The sequence below is a fragment of the Pseudomonas sp. LjRoot277 genome, assembly GCF_964253845.1.
Lineage (GTDB): Bacteria > Pseudomonadota > Gammaproteobacteria > Pseudomonadales > Pseudomonadaceae > Aquipseudomonas.
In genome coordinates this window covers 5,213,561-5,237,131 of sequence record NZ_CAXURI020000001.1, presented here as the reverse complement: position 1 = coordinate 5,237,131, position 23,571 = coordinate 5,213,561, and the positions used below count along the sequence as shown (strand labels likewise).

Below are 23,571 nucleotides of genomic sequence, written 5' to 3'. Positions count from 1 at the left end.
CCCCGCAGGGTAGTTCTCCGGCGGGGCTTTTTTGATTCTGTTGTCGCGGCTAGTCGAGATTGTCCCCTTCGACTTTGCCAATCGAAATACTCGCCTCGGTCATACGCCGTCGTCCATTGACCTGATAACTACGTTCGACACCTTCGAAATCCGGTTTGCGCAGCACAAATTGCGCAGATAGCCCACGCTTGGCGCTGTAGCCTCCAAACCAATCCACCATTCTCCCGATAAAGCACTCGTTATCGATCACGACACCTGTATCACCGACGATTTCGAACGTGTAGTGTCCCGGGCCGAAACCGTAATAAGCACCTTCGCCTTCTCCGGTCGGGGGGATGGGGCAAAGGGGTTGGCGTTGGTCGCCAATGTCTTTGGCTTCGGTTTTGCTCACGTTGCTCAATGCTTGAGTGAGCGTTTTGTGCAGGGCAGGGCTCAAGGTATTGGTAGCGCCACTGCCTTCATCTTTTTGAGTCTTGGGGATAGACAGCTGATAGCGGTAGTTAACGATCACTGTGGGGACTACGTCGTTAAGCTTCAGCGGATTGAGGAGGTAGAGGTGGTCCACACCGTAGTAGCTATTTCGGTAGGCGGCGTAGACGTTGCCACGTACTTTTATCCAGTCGACTGATTGGTTCGCGCCGCGACCATTGATGGAGAAAAGAGCGCTACCAGAGCTTGTTTCAGGGTTGAAAACAGCTGTCCTTCTGACGAAAATCTCCCCAGCGCGACGATATGTTTCTACATAAGAAAACAACCCCGTGCCACCGGTGTAGGTATCGACGACAAGATCCCGCAGTCCATCGCCGTCAAGGTCCATCAAGGTGTACGAGCTGTTTCCGGACTCGCCAGCTCCCTCAATTTTAGAAGCGCTCAGCGCCTGCCACTCGTCCTGTGTGACGCCCTTCGGAGTGGTCTTTGGAAAGTGAGTTTCATCGGAGGAGCTGTCGTCATCCGCGACGTCTGAAAAGGTGCTGGTGCCCGTTTTGATCGCGAGGGCGTCGAGTACCTTCTCTAACGGAAACTCTGCATCGCCATGACTGGCTGCTTGAATGGATTGTCGCAGGTCTTCCAGCACGGGTTTATAGGCGGCTGCCACACTGCGTTGCGCTTGTAATGACTGCAGGTGCTCGCGGTAGCTCTGGTCGAGGCACTCTATGTTTTCTGCGCACTGATCGCGGTTTTTCAGCCAGATGCGCTGTGCTTTGCGCAATTCAGGTTGTGCCTGGGGGATGCTGTCGATCAACTCGCGGTAAGTCGATCCCATTTGGGTATCCAGCCCGTACAGATCTGTATTCGCACAAAGGGTCTTTTCAACGGGACTTGCTGCTTTTGTACAGTCCATTCCAGTCGCCAGTGCCTGCTGGGTCAATAGCAGGGCACAAGCGGACAACATGTAGCGTCCTTTGATGTACACAGTAGAAGAGCCTTGAGTTTATGGGATTAGTGCAATCGTAATGGTAGCCGCCGCAGCTTCAGGAGTGCGACATCGAAAATCGTTTGAGGCATGAAATAGCCCGCCAGACATTGTCTGTCCTGCGGGGCTTTTTTACGTGTCATCACCCGACGATCTACATGGAAAGTCTGGCATCGCTGTGCCTTACTCCAGACACAACTCACGGAGCGACTTCGATGCGGCGAAGAGGCGCCAAATTCTGGTTGTGGACCAACACGCAGTTACCCCTCCATACGCATGAAGAGGTACTCAGCAATGGCCTGCACATCGAGGTGCAGGCACGGGTCAGTCATGAGGGGGTTACCCAGGTGTTTATAGGCGTCTACGACACCGATGGCTGGGCGATTTGCGAGGAGTTTCATGACCGCTACGCCGGTGAGCATTACTGCGCGGCGTTGAAGTGGGGCGCTCAGCGGGCGAAGGAGATTATCGCGGACACCCAGGAATTCGTCGCGCCGCACCGGGTGCAGGTGACCTTGAGTCCGGTGATTACCGATGAGTCGGAACTGGCCCTGCGGCGGATGGAAATGACCGAGCGCGAGTCTTTGAAACTCAGATCCGACGATGCCTGGTCGGAGTACCTGGCCGCCAAGACAGCCATGCTGGCGCTGATGCGCTCAACCAAAGTCGACCCCAAGGTCTGGGCGGATCACAAGGCGCGGCTCTGGCAGGCCATCGATCGACGAGCCTGCGTACAACGCGCCTATCTGCGCTGAACCTGTCTCAGGCCTGGGGGCGTCGCAGATTCTCAATGGTTTCGATCAGATCATCGTAGGACACCGGTTTTCCAATGTGCTGGTCAAAGCCCGATTGCCGTGACTTTTGGATATCGCTGTGGGCGCCATAGCCGGTCAGCGCAATGGCCGGTACATCCTTGACCAGTGGCAACTGACGCAAGGCGCTCATCAGCTCGTGGCCGTTCATGACCGGCATGCCCAGATCAGAAATGATCAGGTCGAAACGGGTGCTTTTTGCGGCATCCAAAGCCGCCACCGGACGGTCGAACGCAATCACTTGCGCATCTTCCATTTCCAGCAGCATTTTCAAGGTTTCCAGTACATCGGCGGAGTCGTCGACCAGAAGGATCGTCAAACCGCTCAGCCTGCCAGAGGAATCCTCGACCTGAGTCGGGGATTGCGGCTCATCTTTGGTGTGGGCCAAGGGTAGATAAACCGTGAAGGTACACCCTGTTCCCACCCCGGCAGAGTTCACCTCAACCGTTCCCCGTTGGGCCTCGGTCAACTGGCGGACCAGTGACAAGCCGATCCCCAGCCCTTCACGGTTGTGGCTGACGTGCTGCTTTTCCGCCTGGCCGAACAGGTCGAACACGTGATCGAGGTTCTCGGGTGCGATACCTGCACCGTTGTCTTTGACGTCCAGTCGCGCCATGTTTCCAGCCTGGCTGGCGATCAATTGCACGTGGCCGTTGGAGGGTGTGAACTTCAGCGCGTTGTTCACCAGGTTCCAGATAATTTGCTCCAGGCGCGTCGGGTCGGCATGGACCATCAATGCGCCTGAAGGCACGTTCAGTTCTACGGTGGCGTCGTGTCGGTCGTTGAGCACGACGGCATGAATATCGCGCAACACACTGGCCAGATCCACAGCGACTGGTTTCAGTTTGAGTTTGCCGGTGCGCACCCGGGCGACATCCAGTAAATCATCGATGATCCTTGCCTGGCTGTTGACGGCGTCGCAGATGGTGTTGACGGCCTTGGCGGCCGGCGCCACCGACTTGGTCACCGGCAAGCGACGCAGCAGTTCTGCATTGAGCTGAATCAGGTTCAGCGGATGCTTGAGTTCGTGGGACATGACCGCGAAGAACTCATCCTTGAGGTAATTGGTGTTGCGCGTTTCGGCCAGTTGTTGGCTCTGTTCTTCATGCTGGCGCTTATGGCCGGTCAGGTCGCGGGCGATTTTGACGTAGCCTTGAAGATTGTCGCCGCTGAGCAAGGTCACCTCGCCGCTGCAAAAGAAGCGGTTGCCGTCCTTGCGCACGTGCCAGCGCTCATCTTCGCTGCGGCCGAGGGTGCGCACCGACAGCAGTTCGTTTTCAGGCACGCCGGACGCACGATCTTCAGGCGAGAAAATGAAGTCGTAATAGGCGCCCTCGGCCTCAGCCTTGCTGTAGCCGAAGATCAATTCGGCGCCTTTGTTCCAGGTGGTGATCAGGCCCTGCTCATCGAGGGTGATGATGGCGTAGTCGCGGGTACTTTCAGCGACCAGGCGCATGCGTTCTTCGCCCAGTCGCAGCTCTTCTTCAGCAGCTCGACGTTTGGTGATGTCGATGAACGTCAGCACGGTGCCGTCGATGTGGTCTTCGCTGGAGCGATAAGGCAGCAGGCGGGCGATGTACCAGCGGTTGTCGGTGCTACTGACTTCGCGTTCGATCATGTTCAGCGATTCGAACACCTGCGCCGCGTCCCCCACCAGGTCCTCGTAATGCAGGCGATGGGTAATGTCGAGCAAGGAGCGTCCGGTATCCACCGGTAACATGTTGAAGATGTCAGTGGCGCGCGGGGTGAACCACTTGATGCGCATGCTGCGGTCGACAAACACCGTGGCGATGTCGGTGGAGGCAATCAGGTTGGTCAGGTAGTCGTTGATCTTGTCGGTTTCTTCGACTTTGGTTTTCAGCTCGTAGTTGACCGTCAGCAGCTCTTCGTTGATCGACTGCAGCTCTTCCTTGCTAGTCTCCAGTTCTTCGGTGGCCGAGCGCAGCTCTTCGTTGATGGCCTGCATTTCTTCGTTGGAAGCCTTGAGCTCTTCGCTGGAGACTTCCGATTGTTCGATGGTGTCCTGCAAGTGCAACTTGGTGCGTTGCAGTTCGCGCTCAAGGTTGGAAAGCACCTGATTTTCGGTCTGTAGCACGGTGGTGGCCGCTCGTTCGGCGGGGTCGACCTCGACTTCCTCGAAAATCACCAGGACGTATTCGCCGTCCGATTCTTCATCCTTATAAGGATGTGCGACCAGATCAATCAGGTAACTGCGCTTATCACGCTTGATCGGCACTTCGCGGGACTTGACCGGCAGGCCACTCTGCTGGACCTGGAACAGCGTGGTGCGGATTTCCAGGCGCAGTTCCGGAAGAATCAGCGTTAGCAAGTTACGCGACAATTCGCCGCCAACATGACGCAGGAAGCGCCCGGCACTCTCGCTCATGTGCAGGATGTCGGCGTTGGCATCGACGATCACGCTCGGTGGTGCGGACTGTTCGAGGGCGCGTTGGTGGATTTCGGCGAATGACAGTTTGCGCGGCGCGCTGCTTTGCGGGACCTGTTGGGAAGTGTTGGTCCGCACATAACCCCCCCGCGGCATGGTCGGTGTGCGCCGACTGTTGGCCGTGCCGGTCTTGGCGCGGAAGATCCGGTTGCGTTTATCCACTGGGGCGAACAGTTCGTGGCACGCGTCCGCGCTCTCGGAAGAGCCGAGGAACAGGAAGCCGCCGGGACGCAGGGCAAAGTGGAACATCTGGAGGATTTCGCGTTGCACTTCGCGATCCAGATAGATCAGCAGGTTGCGGCAAACAATCAGGTCGATCTGCGAGAAGGGCGGGTCGGACAACAGGCTGTGTTTGGCGAACAAGACCTTTTCGCGGATTTCCTTGCGGATTCGATAGTGATCGTCTTCCTTGATGAAGTAGTGGCGCAACCGCGAGGGTGGCACATCGGTGATGATCGCTTGTGGATACAGACCGGCCCGGCCGACGCTGATGGCGCGCTCGTCGATGTCAGTTGCGAACACCTGCATCGACGCCGCGCTGGCGTCCAGTTGCAATTGATCGTTGAGCAGCATGGCCAGACTGTAGGCTTCTTCGCCCGTGGAACAACCCGCGGACCAGACGCGGATTTCTTCTTTCTCGGGTTGCGCGGACACGGCCGCGCTGACCAGTTGCGGCACGACATCCCGTTCGAGGGCTTCGAAAGCCTCCCTGTCACGGAAGAAATTGGTCACGCCGATCAGCATGTCGCCCAGCAGCGCCTTGGTTTCTTCGGGATTGTTCTGCAAATATTGGTAATAGGCACTCAGGTCCGGCTGGCCGGTGACCTGCATCCGGCGTTCGATCCGGCGCAACACGGTGGCGCGTTTGTAGTGCTTGAAGTCATGGCCGGTGCCGGTGCGCAACTGAATCAGGACGTCGCGCAGTACCTGTTCGGCAAGCGCCGCGTCACGTTCGGACACCGCCGCAATGGTTTTCAGTTCCGGATCGTTGGCGGTGGGCAAACAGATTTCCCTGGAGTTTCGCCAAAGCTCCAGAAGCTTTTGCGGCATTTCCACTACGGGCAGCACCAGGTCAACCATGTGCGTTTCGATGGCGGCGCAAGGCATGCCATCGAATTCGGCGTCTTCCGGCGCCTGGGCCAGTGTGATGCCACCTTGTTCCTTGATCCGTGACAAGCCAACCGCGCCGTCCGAGCCGGTGCCCGACAATACCAGGCAGAAGGCGCGCTCGCGGTGTACATCGGCCAGGTCGCGGAAGAACAGATCAATGGACGCGTGGCGACCTTCGCTCGGGTCTGTGGCGCTGACCTCCAGAAAGCCATCGTTCATTGTCAGCCGTTGCGCCGGTGAAATGACGTACACCCGGTTTTTCTCGATGGCCACCGTTTCGGTCACCTGCAGCACCGGCATCTTGGTCGATTCCTGGATGATCTTGTCAGCGATGCTTTGGTGATCGGGGGACAGATGGAGAATGATCACGAACGCCATGCCATTGTCTTGAGGCATGTTTTCAAAGAACAGTTTGATCGCTTGCAACCCGCCCGCCGACGCACCAATGCCCACCACCGGAAAGTCCAGGGTGCTCGGGCGCAAGGCCTGTCGCTCAGGAGCAGGAGGTGAATGAGTGGAGGTTTTGGTCATGACGTTTGCCTTTGGGGGCGAGGGTAAACGCCTCAAATTCAAGTGAGGGTCAAGGCGCGCTTCAATAAGTCAGAATAATCCCGTTTTTCGATAAGCCCTTCAATTATTTACCCGGACCGACAGCAGAATGACCCGAATGCAGCCTCGGTCAAACGTGCAGTCCCGGAGAAGGCAATCGCGCCACCGTCTATGGGACGGTGGCGGGATCAAAGGGTCATGAGCGTTGCACTCTTACCCGACCTCTGGAGGGGGAGAACCCTTAGTCCCCTAGGGCTACGCCGATGAAATCACCACCATGCACCGCTGAAATACCGACCAGCTTGATCGAGAAGTCCGCAATGTTATCGGCGTTTTTGTTGCCGTAGAGCGTTACGTAGTCGCCACCCTCATCCGAACCAGCTACATAACGAAGCTCGTTGGCAGCGCCACTGAAATCTTCGTCATTCACAAACGTGTAGCCCTTGAGAGCGGAGAAATCCAGCTTGTCGGAGCCGCTGGTAAAGTCATAAATGACGTCCTGTTTTTCTCCCAGGCCCAACTCGGTCAACACGTTGAATTTGAAGGTGTCGTTGCCGCTGCCACCCCGCAGAGTGTCCGCGCCCGCGCCACCGATCAGCACGTTGTTGCCGCCATTGCCGGCATGCAAGACGTCGTTGCCGACCCCGCCGTTAATCGTGTTGTTACCCGCGCTCCCCCAGATTTCATTGTTTGCGGCATTGCCGTTGAGGTTGATGTTCAACGCACCGGTATTACGGGCGTCGAGGTTTTCCAGGTTGGCGCCGAGGGTCATGGTGGCGGTGCCCTGGAAGGCGCTGACCGCTGGCGTGTCCATGCGCAGCAGCACGGTGTCGGTGCCTTCGTTGAGGTTTTCGATGACGCTGTCTTGCAGGGCAACGATGGCTTTGCTGCCGAGGCCCTGGGTGATCAGGTCGACGAGGTAAGTGTCGTTGCCTTTGCCGCCGATCAGGCGGTCCACGCCGGCCGCGCCGTCGAGGGTGTTGTCGGCCAGGTTACCGGTGATGAGGTTGTTCAGCGCGTTACCGGCGCCGACGGTGGCGCCGTCGAGCAGGGTCAGGTTCTCGACGTTGTCGGCCAAGTTGTAGTCGATGGACGCGCGGACGGTGTCGAGGCCTTCGTTAAACAGTTCGTTCACTGCGTCGTCGGCATTGTCGACGACATAGACGTCGTTGCCTTTGCCGCCGATCAGGTCGTCGGCACCCAGACCTCCGTCCAGCAAGTTGGCGGCCACGTTGCCGGTGAGGGTGTTGCCCAGCGTGTTGCCGGTCAGGTTGAACGCCAGCAGGTTATCGACCACGGCTTTTTCGACATGGTCGGCCAGGGTGTAGCTGTTCTTGGCGTAGGACACCACACGCACGGTGTCGTTGCCGCTGTCAGCCGTTTCGACGACCGCGTCCTTGTCGCTGTAGACGTAGTAGATGTCATCGCCCGCGCCGCCGGTCAGCAGGTCGCCGCCGCCCTTGCCGTTGAGGATGTCATTACCGGTACCGCCGGTGATGACGTTGCGCGAGGCGTTACCGATCAGGGTGTTGCCCAGGTCGTTGCCCACCAGGTCGAACAGGCCGGTACCGGTGACGGTGATGTTCTCGATGTTTTGCAGCGAAGCATCGGTCAGGTTGAGGGTCTGCGCGACGGTGGTGACGTTGCGGTAGGTGATCTGCAGCGTGTCGTTGCCTTCGCTGGCCAGTTCCTCGACCAGCGCCTGCTCCGCCACGTTGTCGAGCACGTAGGTGTCGTTGCCTTTGCCACCGATCAGGGTGTCGATGCCGGCACCGCCATTGAGGGTGTTGTTGCCGTCATTGCCGGTCAGCACGTTGGCCGCGGCATTGCCGTTGAGGCTGATGTTCAGCGCGCCGGTATCGCGAGCGTCGAGGTTTTCCAGGTTGGCGCCGAGGGTCACGGTGGCGGTGCCCTGGAAGGCGCTGACCGCTGGCGTGCCCATGCGCAGCAGCACGGTGTCGGTGCCTTCGTTGAGGTTTTCGATGACGCTGTCTTGCAGGGCAACGATGGCTTTGCTGCCGAGGCCCTGGGTGATCAGGTCGACGAGGTAAGTGTCGTTATCCTTGCCGCCGATCAGCGTGTCGCCCCCGGCCGCGCCGTCCAGCGTGTCGTCACCGGCACCACCGCTCAGGATGTTTTTGCCGCTGTTGCCGCTCAGAATGTTGGCTTGTTCGTTACCGGCGCCATTGATCGCGGCGCTGCCGGTGAGGGTCAGGTTTTCCAGGTTATTGCCCAAGGTCCAGCTGATCGACGACTCGACCGTATCGGTCCCGGCGCTGGCATTTTCGCTGATCTGGTCTTTGAGGTTGTCGACCACATAGGTGTCATCACCCGTGCCACCGACCAGTGTGTCGGCGCCAATGCCGCCATTGAGGCGGTCATTGCCCGCGCCACCTTGCAGGATGTCGTTGCCGGCACCGCCCTGAAGGCTGTCATTACCCTCTTCGCCATTGAGCAGGACGGCTTTCGTGCCTTTCCAGATCAGGGTGTTGTCGCTGGCATCACCGGTGACTGTGCTGGAGTTGCCGTTGGCGTCGAAGCGTTGGCTGTGGATGTCGCCCTGGAAGTTGTCGCTATTGTTGGGCGACAGCTCTTCCCACGTCACGAGGAAACCGCCGTCGTCGGTCGCATTGACTATCGGGAACAGGTCACGATCATCATCGCTGGTGATCAGCATCTGGCTGCCGATTTTGACGCCATTCTTGTCGTAGATCTGCGCGTAGAGGTTGGCGTCAGCCGTATGCAGCGTTTCATCTGAGGTGGCCCAAGTGATGACAAATCCGCCGCCCTTGAGGGCTGTGATCGCGGGCTCGCCCTGAATTTCCTTGGTCGCCGTGTTGACCAGCGTTTCGCCGCCCACTTTCACGCCATTGGCGTTGAATTTTTGCAGGTAAACGTTGCCGCTGGTGGGGTTCTCGTTCTTGTCGTACTGGACGCTGACCCAAGTCACGACGTAGCTGCCATCGTTGAGGGTAGCCACGTCGGCGCCGTATTGCCCGCCCGCCACCGCGGTGTTGACCCGTACGGCGACGCCATCCTTGCTGCCATCGGCCTTGAAACGTTGCAAATAGACATCCACGTTGTCGGCAGCGTCGTACTCGCGCTCCCAGGCAATGACGAAACCGCCATTGGCCAGGGTCGACACGCTCGGCTCGGACGCATAGATGGCCCGGTCCTGAACAGCTGTATCAACTTTGACCGGGTTACCTGCCGGCGCATGAGTGGTGCCATCGAAGAGCTGAACGAACAGCTCCGAGCCAATCTCGTTGGTCCCGTTGCCGAGTTGTTCGAGCATTTCCTCCGACCAGCTCACGACGTAATTACCGTTCCCCAGAACGGTCAGCCCGGCACCGTCAATATGCACGTCAGGGTTGCTGTCGGTGGAGGTGATCGTCAGCGGCTCGCCGATCGCCACACTGGCGTTGTCAAACGGCTGTACAACCAAGGTGTTGCCCGGCGTCGTCCAGCCCAACACGAAACCGCCGTCACCGGTGGCGGCAATGATCGGGTTGTTACCGGCGACATCTGCGAGCAGGCGGTCGTTGAGCAGGTTGTGGTTTTTGTCGTATTGCTGCAGGTGAATTTGCCCGGCCTGTTCCCAGGCGATGACGTAACCGCCATCACTCAATGCCGTCGAAGCCGGTTCCATGGAAACCGCATCGCCGTCTTCGTTGGCAACCTTGCCGTCGCTGAGGGTCACAGTGCTGCCGTCGGCGAAGGTAACCTTTTCCACACTGACCAGTGTGGTGGATTGATCCGCGTCGACCACCATTTTGCCCGTCGCGTCCAGAGTAAAGGTGTGGTCTGCCAGCGTGCCGGACAGGACCGCGGTGTCAGATCCGCCACGGCCGTCCAGGGTGACGTCGTCGGTGCCGCTCCAGTTCAGGGTGTTGTCGCCTTCATCGCCACTGATCACGGTGTCGCTGGCGCCTACCAGATGCCCGGCGTCGTTGACTTTCTGCACGTGAATGTCAGTGATGGGGATATTGTTTGTGCCCAGGTGACTGGTTTCCCACGTCACGACGGCCGTGCCATTTTCGCGAACGGTCACCGCGGGGCTGTCCCACAGTGTTTCGTTTGCACCGGCGCTGCCCACCAGAATTGGCGATATATCCTTGGCTGTGCCGTCGGCGGCAAAACGCTGAACGAACACCTGGGCGCCGCCCATCGCAAATTCGTTCCAGGCCACCAGGTAACCACCGTCCGGGAGAGCGGTGATTGTGGAGCCGTTAACCGAGTTGTTGCTGGCGATCTGTACTTCATCACCCACTGGATTGAACTGATTGTCGTAATGCTGGGTGTAGGTGACGCGGTTAAAACCGATGGTGCCCTGGTCTACCCAGCTCACGACATACCCGCCCGTCACCGCTGTCACGCCAAAGTACGAGGCGTTGTTGGAGAGGCTTGTGACGGAGTCCAGGGTGTGGGCGGAGTCAGCGACCACTTTGCCATCCGCACCGATCTGGCTGATCTGGAATTTGGAGGTGTATTCGGTTGGGCCCTGATCACTTGTCTGAGCGTGCTCGACCGTGTAGGTCATCCAGTAGCCGCCATTGTCTGTTGGCAGGATGCTGATGTCGTCGGCCTGGCCGTCGGCGGCACTACCCTTGACCAGGGTTTGCACCACGCCTGCCTTGCCGTTGGTGTACACCACGGCCTTGATGTCGGTTACGGCGCTGACGAAATCGCTTTCAGGGGCCTCATTCCAGGTCACGATGTACTTGGTGTCGCTGAGCAGGGTGACCTTGGCGTCTTCGAGTTCCAGTGTGCCGGAGGACGCTACCTTGACCGGGATGCCGCTCTGCATGCCGCTGGCGGTGAACAGTTGAGTGAATATCGTGGACACGTGCGTCGTGTCGTTTTCCGTCGCCCACGCGAGGATGAACTGACCGTTGGCCAAGGCCGTTACCGAGGGGTCATCGACTTCGAGCGAGGCAATGTTGGTGCGTTGCATCAGTTCGCCGTCGGCACTGTAGCGCTTGACCACGATGCCTTCGAAATCGTCTCCGGCCGCCGACCAGACACTCACATAACCGCCGTCGCTCATCGCGGTGACATAAGCGTCACCCACCTCGCCGCTGGCGACCATCGTATCGACTTCACGGATGGCAGTGATTGTGCCGTCGGCGAACGTCAGGATTTGTTCGTCACTGCCGCTGGCAATGGGTGTGCCGTCACTGATTTGGCTGACGACGAGGTTTTCACCGTCGTTGCTGAAGGTGTAATCCTTTTGATTTCCATTGACCGGGGTCGAAGTGCTCATAGTCCTTTTCCTTGCAATACCAGGCACGACATGTGCGCGCGACTGTCGAATTCTTTGGGGGGCCCCGTCTCGGCATGAAAAGGGCAGTGGAGAATCACGTAAAAGCTTGGCTTTTTACCAAGGTGGCCAATTAATGGCAATGAGCCATTTTTTTTGCATCAGCGCCTGTGCTAAAGCTCCTGCAGACAATTGCTCGCTGCACCTTCAGGGAATGGCGCTGCGGCCGATAACTGTGCGAGAGATGGCATAAGAGGCTGTCTCGACGCTTGGTAGCGTGCTGTCCTGTGGCTATCATCTGCGCGGCCAAAAGGGGCCGCGAAGCTGATCTCGTTCGTGTATTTGCCTTTGGGTTCTTCTTCTTAAATTGCCTGGAAATCTTCGATGCTGTCGTATCACCAAAAGCGTTTTTTGATCGTCGATGATTTCTCGGATTTCCGCAGTTCCGTCAGGTCCATGCTGCGTGAGCTGGGCGTCAAGGATGTCGACACCGCCGACTCCGGCGAACAGGCGCTGCGTATGTGTTCGCAGAAGGCCTACGATTTCATCCTGCAGGACTTTCACCTGGGCGACGGCAAGAAGAACGGTCAGCAGGTGCTTGAAGACCTGATGATCGAGAAGCTGATCAGCCATGAGGCCGTGTTCGTCATGGTCACCGCCGAGACCAGTCAGGCGATGGTGCTCAGTGCGTTGGAACACGAACCCGATGCGTACCTGACCAAACCCTTCAACCGTTCCGGTCTGGCTCAACGGCTGGAGCGGCTGGAGCAACGCAAGACCCTGCTCAAGCCGATTCTGCAGGCCCTTGACCGGGGCAAACCGGTTGAAGTGCTCAATGCCTGCATCGCCCTGTGCAAGCAAGACATCCGCTACTCGCCGTTGTGCCTGCGCTACCGCGCCGATGCCTTGCGCGACCTGAATCAGAACGAGGCGCTGGAGCGTCTCTACGACGGCATCATTGCTGATCGGCCTTTGCCGTGGGCGTTCGCCGGGTTGGGCAAGTTGCTGTTCAAGCGTGGTCAGGTCGCTCAGGCCAAAGGCGTGTATGAAAAAGCCCTGAAAGTGTTCCCGATGATGCCGTCGCTCTACGACGGCATGGCCGATGTACTGGTCGCTGAAGGCGACACCAAGGCGGCCCAGAATGTGCTGGAAGAGGCGATCCGCTTGTCGCCGCTGGCGGTGCGTCGGCAAGCGCAGCTGGGCAAGTTGGCGATGGCCAACGAAGATTTCGACACCGCCTCCAAAGCCTATCGCCAGGCGGTGGCGCAGGGCGCGCAGTCACGTTTCAAGGATGCGGAGAGCAACCTTGGCCTGGCCCATGCCTTGATCAGTAAAGGCAGCGAAAAAGGCCTGGATACCCGGACTCGACTGGAAATCAACACGACGCTGAGTGCGGTGGCCAAGGAAAACCCTTCCGACCCGGGTCTGCAGATTCGTGCGCGATTGATGAAAGCCACCAGCCTGCTGCTCAACGATGCCGAAACTGCCGAGAAGCTCACCGAGCAGGCGATGATGCGCCTCGATGGCATGGAACAGTTCATGAGCGCCGAAGCGGCGCTGCTGGTGGCCAAGCAACTGCAAATGCTCGGGCAGGCCAACGCCGGTGCCTCGATGTTGAAAAACTGCGCGGAAATCTACGGCGACGACCCGACGGTGATGAAGGGCATCGCCAAGTTGACCGACGATCCGACCATTCTCAACTCCGGCAACGCCGCTGCGGACCTCAACCGTCAGGGCGTGCGGGTGTACAAGACCGGCAACCTGGTGGAGGCGCGGCAGGTGTTCCGCAAAGCCCTGGCGCTGCAACCCAAGAACATCAGCATCGCGCTGAACATGGCCCAGTCGCTGCTGCACGGCACCGACACCAGTGTCCCTTCGGCGGAGCTGGAGGAATGTCGGACGTGCCTGAAAATGGTCGGCCTGATGCCCGACTCCGATGCGCGTTTTCCCCGTTATCAGAAGTTGCGAAGCAAGGCGTTTGGCGAATGAACGACAGCGAACAGGCACTCGATTTTTCCACGGTGATTGCCTCCACCGTGCACGACATGAAGAACTCCCTGGCCATGCTGATGCAGGCCCACAGCCAATGGCTGGCGCGCTTGCCGGATCCGCAGCAGCACACTCCGGAGCAGGGCGTGATCGAATTCGAATTCGCTCACCTTAATGGCATGCTGGTGCAGTTGCTGGGGCTGTACAAACTCGGGGTCAACCAGATGCCGTTGCAACCGGCCTACCATGAACTGGATGATTTCATCGAAGCGCAATTGGCCTGCCACCAGGACGTGTTTGCCAGTCGCGGCATCATGGCGACCTATGAAGTGGATCCGTTGAGCCCTCTGGGTTTCTTCGACCGGGAGCTGATTGCTTCGGTGCTGGGCAACAGCATCAACAACGCCATTCGTTATGCCCGCCACGCGGTGTTGATCAGCGTCAGCGATGAAGCGGGGCAACTGGTGCTGACCGTCAACGACGATGGCGAAGGTTATCCTCCGGAGATGATCGAGCGTCAGGCCGATTACGTGCAGGGCATCAACCACAGCAGCGGAAGTACTGGCCTGGGTCTGTATTTTGCCGGGCGGATTGCAGCACTTCATCAACGCAATGGCGTGGGCGGACGCACCGAAATCAGCAATGGCGGCCCGCTGGGTGGCGGGGTGTTCAGCCTCTATCTGCCCTGACCGGTTCTTTTTGTTGGCCGTTGCTTGATATTCCGAACAGGCGGAGCCTATTTTGTACGGGTCGCCGTTCGCGGCTCGCACAACAACAAAGGATTGCGTCATGACAACCGATGGCCATCGCTCACTCGCACAGCGATTGACGGGCATTGATGAGATTGAATGTGTCACGCCGGATCTGAATGGCGTACCCCGTGGCAAGGTAATGACTGCCGAAGGCTTTCTCGAGGGGCGGCGTTTGCAGATGGCGCGGGGGGTGCTGCTGCAATGCATCATGGGCGGATATCCGCCAGCGCGCTTTTACGGCAGTGATGATGGCGACCTGGCGCTGGTGCCCGACCCTGCACAGATCCATCGCTTGCCATGGAGCACGCAGCCGCGAGCCTTGGCCATTTGCGATGCGGACGAGCTGACTGGCGAAAGCTCGTCTCTGTCGACCCGCGGCCAACTCAAAGCCGTGATCGCGCGTTACGCGGCCCTCGGCCTTGCGCCGGTGGTGGCCACCGAGCTGGAATTTTTTGTCTTTGCACCCAACACCGACCCGACTCAACCGTTCCAGCCGCCGCTGGGCCTGGACGGTCGTCGCGAGGACGGTCAATCGGCGTTCAGTATCAGTTCCAATAATGGTTTGCGGCCGTTCTTCAGTGAGGTCTACGCCTGCATGGCGGCCCTGGGCTTGCCGCGCGATACCTTCATGCACGAGATGGGCGTCAGCCAGTTCGAGATCAACCTGCTGCACGGCGACCCACTGCTGCTGGCCGACCAGACACTCCTGTTCAAACATCTGCTCAAAGAAGTCGCGCTCAAGCATGGCCTGACCGTGGTTTGCATGGCCAAGCCGCTGGCGCACACGCCGGGCAGTTCGATGCATATTCACCAGAGCATCATCGAGATCGGCAGCGGGCGTAACGTGTTCAGCGACAAGGCTGGTGAGCCGACCGCGACCTTCCGTCATTTCATCGCGGGTCAGCAGGCCGGCATGGCGGATTTCACCGCGTTGTTCGCACCGAACGTGAACTCGTATCAGCGCTTGTGCCATCCCTACGCATCGCCGAATAATGCCTGCTGGTCCCACGACAACCGGGCGGCCGGATTGCGTATTCCGGCCAGTCCGCCCGCCGCTCGTCGGGTCGAGAACCGTTTGCCGGGGGCTGATGCAAATCCTTATCTGGCGATCGCCGCCAGCCTTGCCGCAGGGTTGTATGGCATTGAACACAAACTGGAGCCGAGTGAGCCGATCCAGGGTGAATTCGAAGTGCCGGACAATCTTTCGTTGCCGTGTACCTTGCATGCGGCTCTTGAGCGTCTGAAACGTAGCCAATTGGCGAAGGAACTGTTCGGCAAGGAGTTCATCGAAGGCTACATCGCCTCGAAGACCATGGAGTTGACCAGCTTCATTGATGAAATTACTCCCTGGGAGCGGCGTGTTTTAGCGGCCCAGGCCTGACGATCCGTCGACATCAGGCTATCGTTTGTCGGTAGCCTGAAACTCACTGCAAGGAGCCGCTCGGAACGCCGATGCGCCAAATCTGGAAACCCTTTCGAGCGCTTTATTTTGCCTCGCTGATGATGTTGATCGGCTCTGGCCTGTTGAGTACTTACCTGGCCTTGCGCCTGGCCGCCGATCACGTCGACAGCCTGTGGGTCGGTGCGTTGATGGCGGCCAACTATTGCGGCCTGGTGCTGGGTGGCAAGATCGGCCACCGGCTGATTGCCCGGGTCGGGCACATTCGCGCCTATTCGGCCTGCGCCGGGATTGTCGGCGCGGCGGTGCTGGGCCATGGCCTGGTGGACTGGTTGCCTGCCTGGATCTTCCTGCGGGTGATCGTCGGCCTCGGCATGATGTGCCAATACATGGTCATCGAAAGCTGGCTCAATGAGCAGGCCGAAGCCTCGCAGCGCGGAACGGTGTTCAGCGGCTACATGATCGCCTCGTACCTGGGGTTGGTGCTGGGTCAGTTGATTCTGGTCATGCACCCGGGCCTGGGCCTTGAACTGCTGATGCTGGTCGCCTTGTGCTTCGCGCTGTGCCTGGTGCCGGTGGCCCTGACCCGGCGGATTCACCCGGCGCCATTGCACCCGGCCCCGATGGAGCCGCGGTTCTTCATCAAGCGTGTGCCGCAGTCGTTGAGCACGGTGCTGGGGGCGGGGCTGATCATTGGTTCGTTCTACGGTCTGGCACCGCTGTATGCCTCACAGCAGGGGTTGTCCACGGAGCAGGTCGGTCTGTTCATGGGTAGCTGCATTTTTGCGGGGTTGCTGGTGCAATGGCCGTTGGGCTGGCTGTCCGACCGTTATGACCGGGCGCTGTTGATCCGCTGTATTGCGCTGGTCCTGGCGCTTACCGCGTTGCCGCTGGCAATTATGCAGCAGGTACCGCTGGAGATTTTGTTTATCACCGGGTTCTGCTGTTCGCTGGTGATGTTCTGCCTGTATCCGCTGGCGGTGGCATTCTCCAACGACCACGTCGAGGGTGATCGCCGGGTGTCCCTGACAGCGATGCTGTTGGTGACCTACGGTGTCGGCGCCAGTATCGGACCGTTGGTGGCCGGGGTGCTGATGAAGCTGTTCGGCAGCCACATGCTCTATGCCTTCTTCAGTTTCTTCGCGTTGGTACTGGTGTGGCGGATTCGTCCGAAAGCGGTGACTAACCTGCATGTGGTGGACGATGCGCCGCTGCATCACGTCGCCATGCCGGACAGTATGTCGAGTTCGCCGTTGGTGGCTTGCCTTGACCCGCGTGTCGATGAGCAGGTGGTTCAGGAACAGATGCAGAACCCGATCAACCCTGAGCCGGACGTGGAACCCGAATCAGAGCCCGAAACCGATCCGCCGCCCGAAGACCCTGATGCACCTCGCGAGCAAAGTTTTACCGAGGCCAGGCCTTAAGCATAAAAACAACGCATAAAAAAACGGGCAGTCACCGCAAGGGACTGCCCGTTTTCTATTGAAGCGTCTTATTACATGTCGTCTTTGTCGAAGCGCCGCGCTTCGCGCTGAAGCTGATAGACGAACCGCTCGACCTGCCGCTGCACCAGCCCGCTCATGTTGTGAAAGCGTACGCCGGCGAAGGTGGTGGAGATCCTTTCTTCGAAGTGCAGGTAACGCAGCTCGACGGGTGCCGTCATGTTGCCAAAGGGCAGGGCGGCGATGAAGCGGTCATAGACCTGGCCCAGTTGCAGGCTGCCCGTGATGTCGCCTTCGAAGCGCAACTTGCAGCCGGTGGCGGAGATGTCCAGTAGTTTGCCGCTGATCGGCGACTTGAGCTTTTCACCACCCAGATCGACGTTGACCAGTTGTGCCAGCTTCAATGCTGCGCGGAATGCATTACGACGCTGGTGGTAAACCACCTCGGCGGGCAGGGCGCCACGGTAGCAGCGACCACCTCCGGATTCGTCGATGGTCAACGGGCCGTTGCTTTCCCAGGCAATACGTACGCCGTCGTGGAAGCCTTCGACCTTGAATGGTTCGCCGGCGAGCAGGAAGCGTTCACCGTCGCGGGGAATCATTTCGTCCAGGGCAATCATGTTGCTGTCACGGTCAATGTCCACCAGATAACTCTGGAAGCGCTGGCTGCGCTCATGGAACGTGATGATCAGCGGATCATGGCTGTCTTGCAGCTGGCGCAGGTTGCCGGAGATCTCCAACGGCGTGGTGAGCACCTTGGGTGGCTGCGGAGCATCTTCCGCGCTTAAGGCATTGAACACGGTTCATCAATCTCCAGACAAAATATGACTACGGCTGGCCAGCATATTGCCAGCATGTTGCGCGTCTTGATAGTGCGCGCTTTTCAGCAGGCTCAAGCCTGACTGAGCGGGCGTGGCTTCGCAAGCATGGAGGTTGATCCGCGTGCATCATAGAGCGCTGGCGGCTCGCCGCCGTTGAGGATTTTCAGCTGATTGGCCGTCGCGGCCTGTTGCACCAGGATCGACTGGCCATTCTTGACGTTGGTCGCCTGGCACTGAGCCAGAAGATCGGTCAATACATCGCTCTGTTCCAACAGCTGATCGCCAATGCTCGAATGGCTGGCAAGTTGCTCCAGGCCGTTGCGATTGGTTGGCAGGTTGAGGCTGGCGAGGATTTCACTGCGCTTGCGGCCATGCTGATCGAGCAAAATGATCAATGCCTGTTTCTGCGCCAGAATCTCTTCGAGCAGTGGCATGTCGCGACCGTGCAAGGCGAGGGACTCGGTTTGCAGTAACTCCAGCAAGTGCTGTGCTGGAGCGAAATCGTCGGTGATCAGTTGCAGTAAATTAGTGTCGTGCATGGCTGGCCTTGGGTTTTAAGCGTCCAAAAGCCTGGCGCAGGCCTTGGCCTAGCGCTGGGCTTCGAAGTTGAGCAGTTTGCTGGCTACACGGTTGCTGTCGACTTTGTAGCTGCCATCGGCAATCGCTGCTTTCAACTCGGCCACGCGGGCGTTGTCGACGGCAGGCTGATCGCGCAGCTTGTCAGTGACCTTCTGCAACTGTTGAGCCTCATTGCTGAGATGTACCGATTCCCCGCTTTTGACGGTACTGGCCTGTTCGGCCGGGGTATTCAGCGGTGCGGGTTTGCCGGCTTCGGCGGTTTCCTTCGCGGTGCTGGTACGTGTACTACCGGTAAGTGACGAGGAACTGTTTAAACGGCTGAAATCGATGACCATGACAAAAAACCTCTGGGTATTTGGACGCTTGCCATGTTTTCGGCCATACCCGGAAAAACTTTAGGCTCAATTATCAATGAGCTTGCGCGCGTCAGCGCTTGCCCTGCATAGGGCACAGTCTAGGGAACAGTCGGGTGGCGCGCCAGTGTTCTACATGGCCACTTCCACCTGACCGGGCGCGGTGACTAACGCCTTGATGACCCGCTGGGAGTTGAGGTTTTTCACCCGAATCTGTTCGCGTAAGCCGCCGTTTGACAGCGCTTCACCCGGCATGCGCACGCTGAGCGTTCCACTGCGGGCGGTAATCACCACCTGGTCGCCCTTGGTGATGACTTCTGCCTGTTCCATGTGCACCAGGGTCATGACCTGGTCGGCGACCATTGGTCGGGTAAGTTTCTGCCCGATCGCCTGGTCGACGGAAGTCAGGTAACCCTGGCTGATCAGACTGATGTCACGCTCGCGCAAGGTCACATCCTGAGGCTCGACGATACCGGTGCGTCGCAGCGGGCGGGTGGTGGTCACAATGTCGCGAAACAGGCGCACTTGAGCGGGTACGAAGACGGTCCAGGGGGACGTGCCTTCGCAAGCAACCTTGACGGTAACCCGCCCCAGCGGCCTTGCCGGACTCTCAAGCGTGGCTGTCAATTCCTTGTCGCACATGGGCATGCGCAGCCGCGGATCGAGCTGCTTGACCTCGATCTCGTAGCGGCCTTCCGTTTGACTGGTCGCCAGATAGTCTTCTACGGTGAATTCAAGAAAGCCCTGAGTGACGCCGATAAGCATGTCAGGCAAGGTAACCGCGTCAGCAAGGGCAGGGCAGCCAGCGTTGAACAGGCAGACGGCCGACACCGCGCAAAGCAATCTGCGGGCGTTTGATGTCAGGCGTCGGAAAAATGTCGGTTCTGTGTTCATAAGAGTTAAAAAGCAAGCGCCGTGCCGTTTAGTGATGAATGCGCGTCGCAACACACTTAAGCGTTGGTGTAGGAGTCTGTGCATGGCTGGTGTAATGGATGCGGTAAACCAGCGCACGCAACTGGTAGGGCAGAATCGCCTTGAGCTGTTGTTGTTCCGTCTCGACGGCCAGCAGTTGTATGGGATCAACGTGTTCAAGGTTCGGGAGGTGCTGCAATGCCCCAAACTGACGCTGATGCCAAAATCCAGTCCTGTCGTGTGCGGTGTGGCAAATATTCGGGGGGCGACCATTCCGATTCTTGATCTGGCCATGGCGACCGGTTCCGGTGCGCTGAAGGATCAAAGCAATCCCTTCGTGATCATCACGGAGTACAACACCAAGACCCAGGGTTTCCTGGTGCGGTCAGTGGAACGCATCGTCAACATGAATTGGGAGGAGATTCATCCGCCACCCAAGGGCACGGGACGCGATCATTACCTGACGGCTGTGACTCGGGTCGACAATCAGTTAGTCGAAATCATCGACGTCGAGAAAGTGCTGGCGGAAGTAGCGCCGACACCGGAAGCGATTTCCGTTGGCGTGGTGGATGTCGAAACCCAGCACAAGGCGCTCTCTTTGCGAGTACTGACGGTCGATGACTCGTCGGTGGCGCGCAAGCAGGTGACCCGTTGCCTGCAGACGGTCGGTGTCGAAGTGGTGGCGTTGAACGACGGTCGGCAAGCGCTGGATTACCTGCGCAAGCTGGTCGACGAGGGCAAGAAGCCGGAAGAAGAGTTCCTGATGATGATTTCCGACATCGAGATGCCGGAGATGGACGGGTACACCCTCACGGCCGAGATCCGCAACGACCCTCGCATGCAAAAACTTCACATCATCCTGCATACTTCGTTGTCGGGTGTATTCAATCAGGCGATGGTCAAGAAGGTCGGTGCCGATGACTTCCTTGCCAAATTCCGTCCTGATGACCTGGCATCCCGGGTAGTCAACCGGATCAAAGCAGCAGACATCAGCTAGGGGCCTTTTGCCCCTAACGGTTAATACGATTTAAGAGGCGGCATCTTTGTCTACGGGTAATTTGGATTTCGAACAGTTCCGGGTCTTCCTGGAAAAAGCCTGTGGCATTTTGCTCGGTGAAAACAAGCAGTACCTGGTCTCGAGCCGTCTCAACAAACTGATGGAACAGCAAGGCATCAAGTCCCTGGGTGAGCTGGTCCAGCGCATCCAGACCCAGCCGCGCAGCGGTTTGCGCGAGATGGTGGTGGATGCCATGACCACCAACGAAACCCTGTGGTTTCGTGACACCTATCCGTTTGAAGTCTTGAAGAACAAGGTGCTGCCCGCAGCGATCAAGGCTGCCCCTGGCCAGCGTCTGCGGATCTGGTCGGCGGCCTGCTCGTCGGGTCAGGAACCGTATTCGCTGTCGATGTCGATCGATGAGTTCGAGCGCGTGAACATGGGCCAGTTGAAGATGGGCGTGCAGATCGTTGCCACTGACCTGTCCGGTACCATGCTGACCAACTGCAAGACCGGCGAGTACGACAGCCTGGCCATCGGCCGTGGCCTGTCGCCCGAGCGCCTTCAACGTTACTTCGACCCGAAAGGGCCGGGGCGCTGGGCAATCAAGGCACCGATCAAGAGCCGGGTGGAGTTTCGCTCGTTCAACCTGCTGGACAGCTACGCGAGCCTCGGCAAGTTCGACATCGTGTTTTGCCGCAACGTGCTGATCTACTTCTCCGCCGAGGTGAAGAAGGACATCCTGTTGCGCATTCACAGCACGTTGAAGCCAGGCGGTTATCTGTTCCTTGGTGCTTCCGAGGCGCTGAACGGTTTGCCGGATCATTACCAGATGGTCCAGTGCAGCCCGGGGATCATTTACCAGGCGAAGTGATGCAAAAGCGCCAGGCATAAAAACGGGAGCCCTTCGGGGCTCCTTTTTTATGCCTGGCGCTTTTGCATCACGTAGGAGCGGCGCGCGATTCAGGAAAGCGGCAGAAAAGCGGCAGGCGGCGGAAATCAGTTGCCGCTTTTCTGGCATTGCCACGTTGCCACTGCCCGCAAAGCCCCGTTTTACGGCCTTTTTTCAATTGGCACGACGCTTGCTATGTCCCTGTTACGAAAAATCAGGTCACCCGAAGGTTTCCGACATGAGCATCAGCTTCGATAAAGCGCTCGGTATCCACGAACAAGCCCTGGGCTTCCGCGCTCAGCGTGCCGAAGTCCTGGCCAACAACATCGCCAACGCCGACACCCCGAACTACAAGGCTCGGGATCTGGACTTCTCGAAAGTGCTCGCCGAGCAGAACGAGAAGACCAAGAGCGGCACTTTCGCCTTGAACATGACCAACAGCCGTCATATCGAAGCCGAAGGCCTGGGTAATGGCGACGAGTCGCTGCTGTATCGCACGCCGATGCAACCGTCGATCGACCAGAACACCGTGGACGCCCAGCTGGAACAGTCGAACTACGCGGAAAACGCGGTCAACTTCCAGGCCAGCTTCACCCTGCTCAACAGCAAATTCAAAGGGCTGGTATCAGCCTTGCGCGGAGAGTAAGTCATGTCTCTATCCAGTGTTTTCAACATTGCCGGTAGCGGCATGAGTGCCCAGACCACTCGCTTGAACACCGTCGCCAGTAACATCGCCAACGCCGAGACCGTCTCGTCGAGCATCGACCAGACCTACCGTGCACGGCATCCGGTATTCGCCACCATGTTCCAGGGCGGCCAGAGCGGCGGCAGCGATTCGCTGTTCCAGAACCAGGACGCGGCCGGTCAAGGCGTGCAAGTGCTGGGCGTGGTCGAAGACCAGAGCAACCTTGAGGCGCGCTACGAGCCGAACCATCCGGCGGCCGACGCCAAGGGCTACGTCTACTACCCGAACGTCAACGTGGTGGAAGAAATGGCTGACATGATTTCCGCGAGCCGTTCGTTCCAGACCAACGCCGAAATGATGAACACCGCCAAAACCATGATGCAGAAGGTCCTGACCCTCGGTCAGTGATAAGGGGCGACTCAGATGAGTGTTACCGATACCACCAGCAGTTTGAGCCTCAAGGACATCCTGGCCAACTCCTCGATCAAGACCAGCACCACGACGGATGGCCTGGCGTCGGCGACGAACAGCGCCACTGGCAACAAGGCCTTGGGCAAGGACGCATTCCTGCAGTTGCTGGTAACGCAACTGAAAAACCAGAACCCGCTGGAGCCACAGGACAATGGCGAGTTCGTCGCCCAGTTGGCGCAGTTCAGTAGCCTGGAAGGCATCACCACGCTCAACGATACCGTGTCGGGCATTGCCAGCAACTACAACTCGTCTCAGGCGTTGCAGGCCTCGTCGCTGGTGGGACGTTCGGTCATCGCGCCGGGCAGCAAAGCCGTGGTCGATACCTCGAAGAACATGACCGGTACGGTAGTGATTCCAGCTTCAGTGCCCGGTACCACCTTGAAGATCACCGACACGGACGGCAAAACCGTTCGCACCATCGACATGGGGGCTCAGTCCGCCGGCAATGCCAGCTTCATCTGGGATGGCAAGAACGATGCGGGCGAAACGGTTGCGTCGGGCACTTACAACTTCTCGGCTTCGAGCACCATCGATGGTCAGGCCGTAGCGCTGATCACCAATCTGCCGGCGACCGTCAACAGCGTGACCATCAGCCAGACCGGCGGTGAGTTGATGTTGAACCTGGCCGGGCTGGGCAGCATCGCCCTGTCCAAAGTACAAACCATTGGTATGTAGAGCCGACTAACAC

At 58.7% G+C, this 23,571-nt stretch carries 17 protein-coding genes; 10 read left to right on the top strand and 7 right to left on the bottom strand.

Annotated elements, in window-relative coordinates; all coding sequences use genetic code 11:
• Positions 1 to 49: 49 nt before the first annotated feature.
• A complete protein-coding gene (locus ACSQ87_RS24575; RefSeq protein WP_436274561.1) occupies positions 50 to 1,414 on the bottom strand; it encodes a lysozyme inhibitor LprI family protein in 1,365 nt (454 codons plus the stop codon).
• A gap of 215 nt (positions 1,415 to 1,629) precedes the next feature.
• On the opposite strand from ACSQ87_RS24575, the gene ACSQ87_RS24570 reads away from it, so the two are divergent.
• Positions 1,630 to 2,169 carry a hypothetical protein gene (locus ACSQ87_RS24570; protein ID WP_150657154.1) on the top strand — a complete coding sequence of 180 codons (540 nt, stop codon included), beginning with the start codon at positions 1,630 to 1,632 and terminating at the stop codon, positions 2,167 to 2,169.
• A gap of 7 nt (positions 2,170 to 2,176) precedes the next feature.
• Here ACSQ87_RS24570 and ACSQ87_RS24565 read toward each other — a convergent pair whose 3' ends face one another.
• Together ACSQ87_RS24565 and ACSQ87_RS24560 are read right to left on the bottom strand one after the other, a co-directional pair.
• Entirely contained in the window at positions 2,177 to 6,313 is a 4,137-nt protein-coding gene (locus ACSQ87_RS24565; protein ID WP_436274560.1) for a CheR family methyltransferase, read from the bottom strand.
• A gap of 259 nt (positions 6,314 to 6,572) precedes the next feature.
• Positions 6,573 to 11,594 carry a beta strand repeat-containing protein gene (locus tag ACSQ87_RS24560; protein ID WP_436274559.1) on the bottom strand — a complete coding sequence of 1,674 codons (5,022 nt, stop codon included), beginning with the start codon at positions 11,592 to 11,594 and terminating at the stop codon, positions 6,573 to 6,575.
• Between the two features lie 381 nt (positions 11,595 to 11,975).
• Here ACSQ87_RS24560 and ACSQ87_RS24555 point away from each other — a divergent pair, with 381 nt between their 5' ends.
• The 4 genes from ACSQ87_RS24555 to ACSQ87_RS24540 all read left to right on the top strand — a co-directional run bounded on the left by ACSQ87_RS24555 (position 11,976) and on the right by ACSQ87_RS24540 (position 17,155).
• On the top strand, positions 11,976 to 13,580 hold the full coding sequence (locus ACSQ87_RS24555) for a response regulator (protein ID WP_436274558.1): 1,605 nt from the start codon (positions 11,976 to 11,978) through the stop codon (positions 13,578 to 13,580).
• The gene (locus tag ACSQ87_RS24550) at positions 13,577 to 14,269 is read left to right on the top strand and encodes a sensor histidine kinase (RefSeq protein WP_223432461.1); all 693 of its coding nucleotides are present in this window, start codon (positions 13,577 to 13,579) and stop codon (positions 14,267 to 14,269) included. The genes ACSQ87_RS24555 and ACSQ87_RS24550 overlap by 4 nt, the downstream gene beginning before the upstream one ends.
• A gap of 202 nt (positions 14,270 to 14,471) precedes the next feature.
• Positions 14,472 to 15,713 (top strand): glutamine synthetase family protein, encoded by a 1,242-nt coding sequence (locus ACSQ87_RS24545; protein WP_191623582.1) that lies wholly within the window; start codon positions 14,472 to 14,474, stop codon positions 15,711 to 15,713.
• A gap of 71 nt (positions 15,714 to 15,784) precedes the next feature.
• A complete protein-coding gene (locus ACSQ87_RS24540; RefSeq protein WP_436274557.1) occupies positions 15,785 to 17,155 on the top strand; it encodes an MFS transporter in 1,371 nt (456 codons plus the stop codon).
• Between the two features lie 71 nt (positions 17,156 to 17,226).
• Here the strand turns inward: ACSQ87_RS24540 and ACSQ87_RS24535 are convergent, their stop codons facing one another.
• The 4 genes from ACSQ87_RS24535 to flgA form a co-directional block, all read right to left on the bottom strand.
• A complete protein-coding gene (locus ACSQ87_RS24535; RefSeq protein ID WP_223432459.1) occupies positions 17,227 to 17,973 on the bottom strand; it encodes a flagellar brake protein in 747 nt (248 codons plus the stop codon).
• Positions 17,974 to 18,065: 92 nt separating this feature from the next.
• Positions 18,066 to 18,533 carry a flagella synthesis protein FlgN gene (locus tag ACSQ87_RS24530; protein WP_111451683.1) on the bottom strand — a complete coding sequence of 156 codons (468 nt, stop codon included), beginning with the start codon at positions 18,531 to 18,533 and terminating at the stop codon, positions 18,066 to 18,068.
• 48 nt (positions 18,534 to 18,581) lie between these two features.
• The gene (gene flgM / locus ACSQ87_RS24525) at positions 18,582 to 18,908 is read right to left on the bottom strand and encodes a flagellar biosynthesis anti-sigma factor FlgM (protein ID WP_008147951.1); all 327 of its coding nucleotides are present in this window, start codon (positions 18,906 to 18,908) and stop codon (positions 18,582 to 18,584) included.
• A 150-nt stretch (positions 18,909 to 19,058) separates the two neighbouring features.
• Positions 19,059 to 19,820, bottom strand: a complete 762-nt coding sequence (gene flgA, locus ACSQ87_RS24520; RefSeq protein ID WP_223432458.1) for a flagellar basal body P-ring formation chaperone FlgA — start codon at positions 19,818 to 19,820, stop codon at positions 19,059 to 19,061.
• A gap of 82 nt (positions 19,821 to 19,902) precedes the next feature.
• Between flgA and ACSQ87_RS24515 the strand changes: the two genes are divergently transcribed.
• The 5 genes from ACSQ87_RS24515 to flgD all read left to right on the top strand — a co-directional run bounded on the left by ACSQ87_RS24515 (position 19,903) and on the right by flgD (position 23,558).
• Positions 19,903 to 20,835, top strand: coding sequence for a chemotaxis protein CheV (locus ACSQ87_RS24515; RefSeq protein WP_008147956.1), 933 nt, complete (start codon positions 19,903 to 19,905; stop codon positions 20,833 to 20,835).
• Positions 20,836 to 20,881: 46 nt separating this feature from the next.
• The gene (cheR, locus tag ACSQ87_RS24510; RefSeq protein WP_008147958.1) at positions 20,882 to 21,709 is read left to right on the top strand and encodes a protein-glutamate O-methyltransferase CheR; all 828 of its coding nucleotides are present in this window, start codon (positions 20,882 to 20,884) and stop codon (positions 21,707 to 21,709) included.
• 256 nt (positions 21,710 to 21,965) lie between these two features.
• Positions 21,966 to 22,373 carry a flagellar basal body rod protein FlgB gene (gene flgB, locus ACSQ87_RS24505; protein ID WP_007980125.1) on the top strand — a complete coding sequence of 136 codons (408 nt, stop codon included), beginning with the start codon at positions 21,966 to 21,968 and terminating at the stop codon, positions 22,371 to 22,373.
• A gap of 3 nt (positions 22,374 to 22,376) precedes the next feature.
• Positions 22,377 to 22,820, top strand: coding sequence for a flagellar basal body rod protein FlgC (gene flgC, locus ACSQ87_RS24500; protein ID WP_007937507.1), 444 nt, complete (start codon positions 22,377 to 22,379; stop codon positions 22,818 to 22,820).
• Positions 22,821 to 22,835: 15 nt separating this feature from the next.
• A complete protein-coding gene (gene flgD, locus ACSQ87_RS24495) occupies positions 22,836 to 23,558 on the top strand; it encodes a flagellar hook assembly protein FlgD (RefSeq protein ID WP_436274556.1) in 723 nt (240 codons plus the stop codon).
• Positions 23,559 to 23,571: the final 13 nt, after the last annotated feature.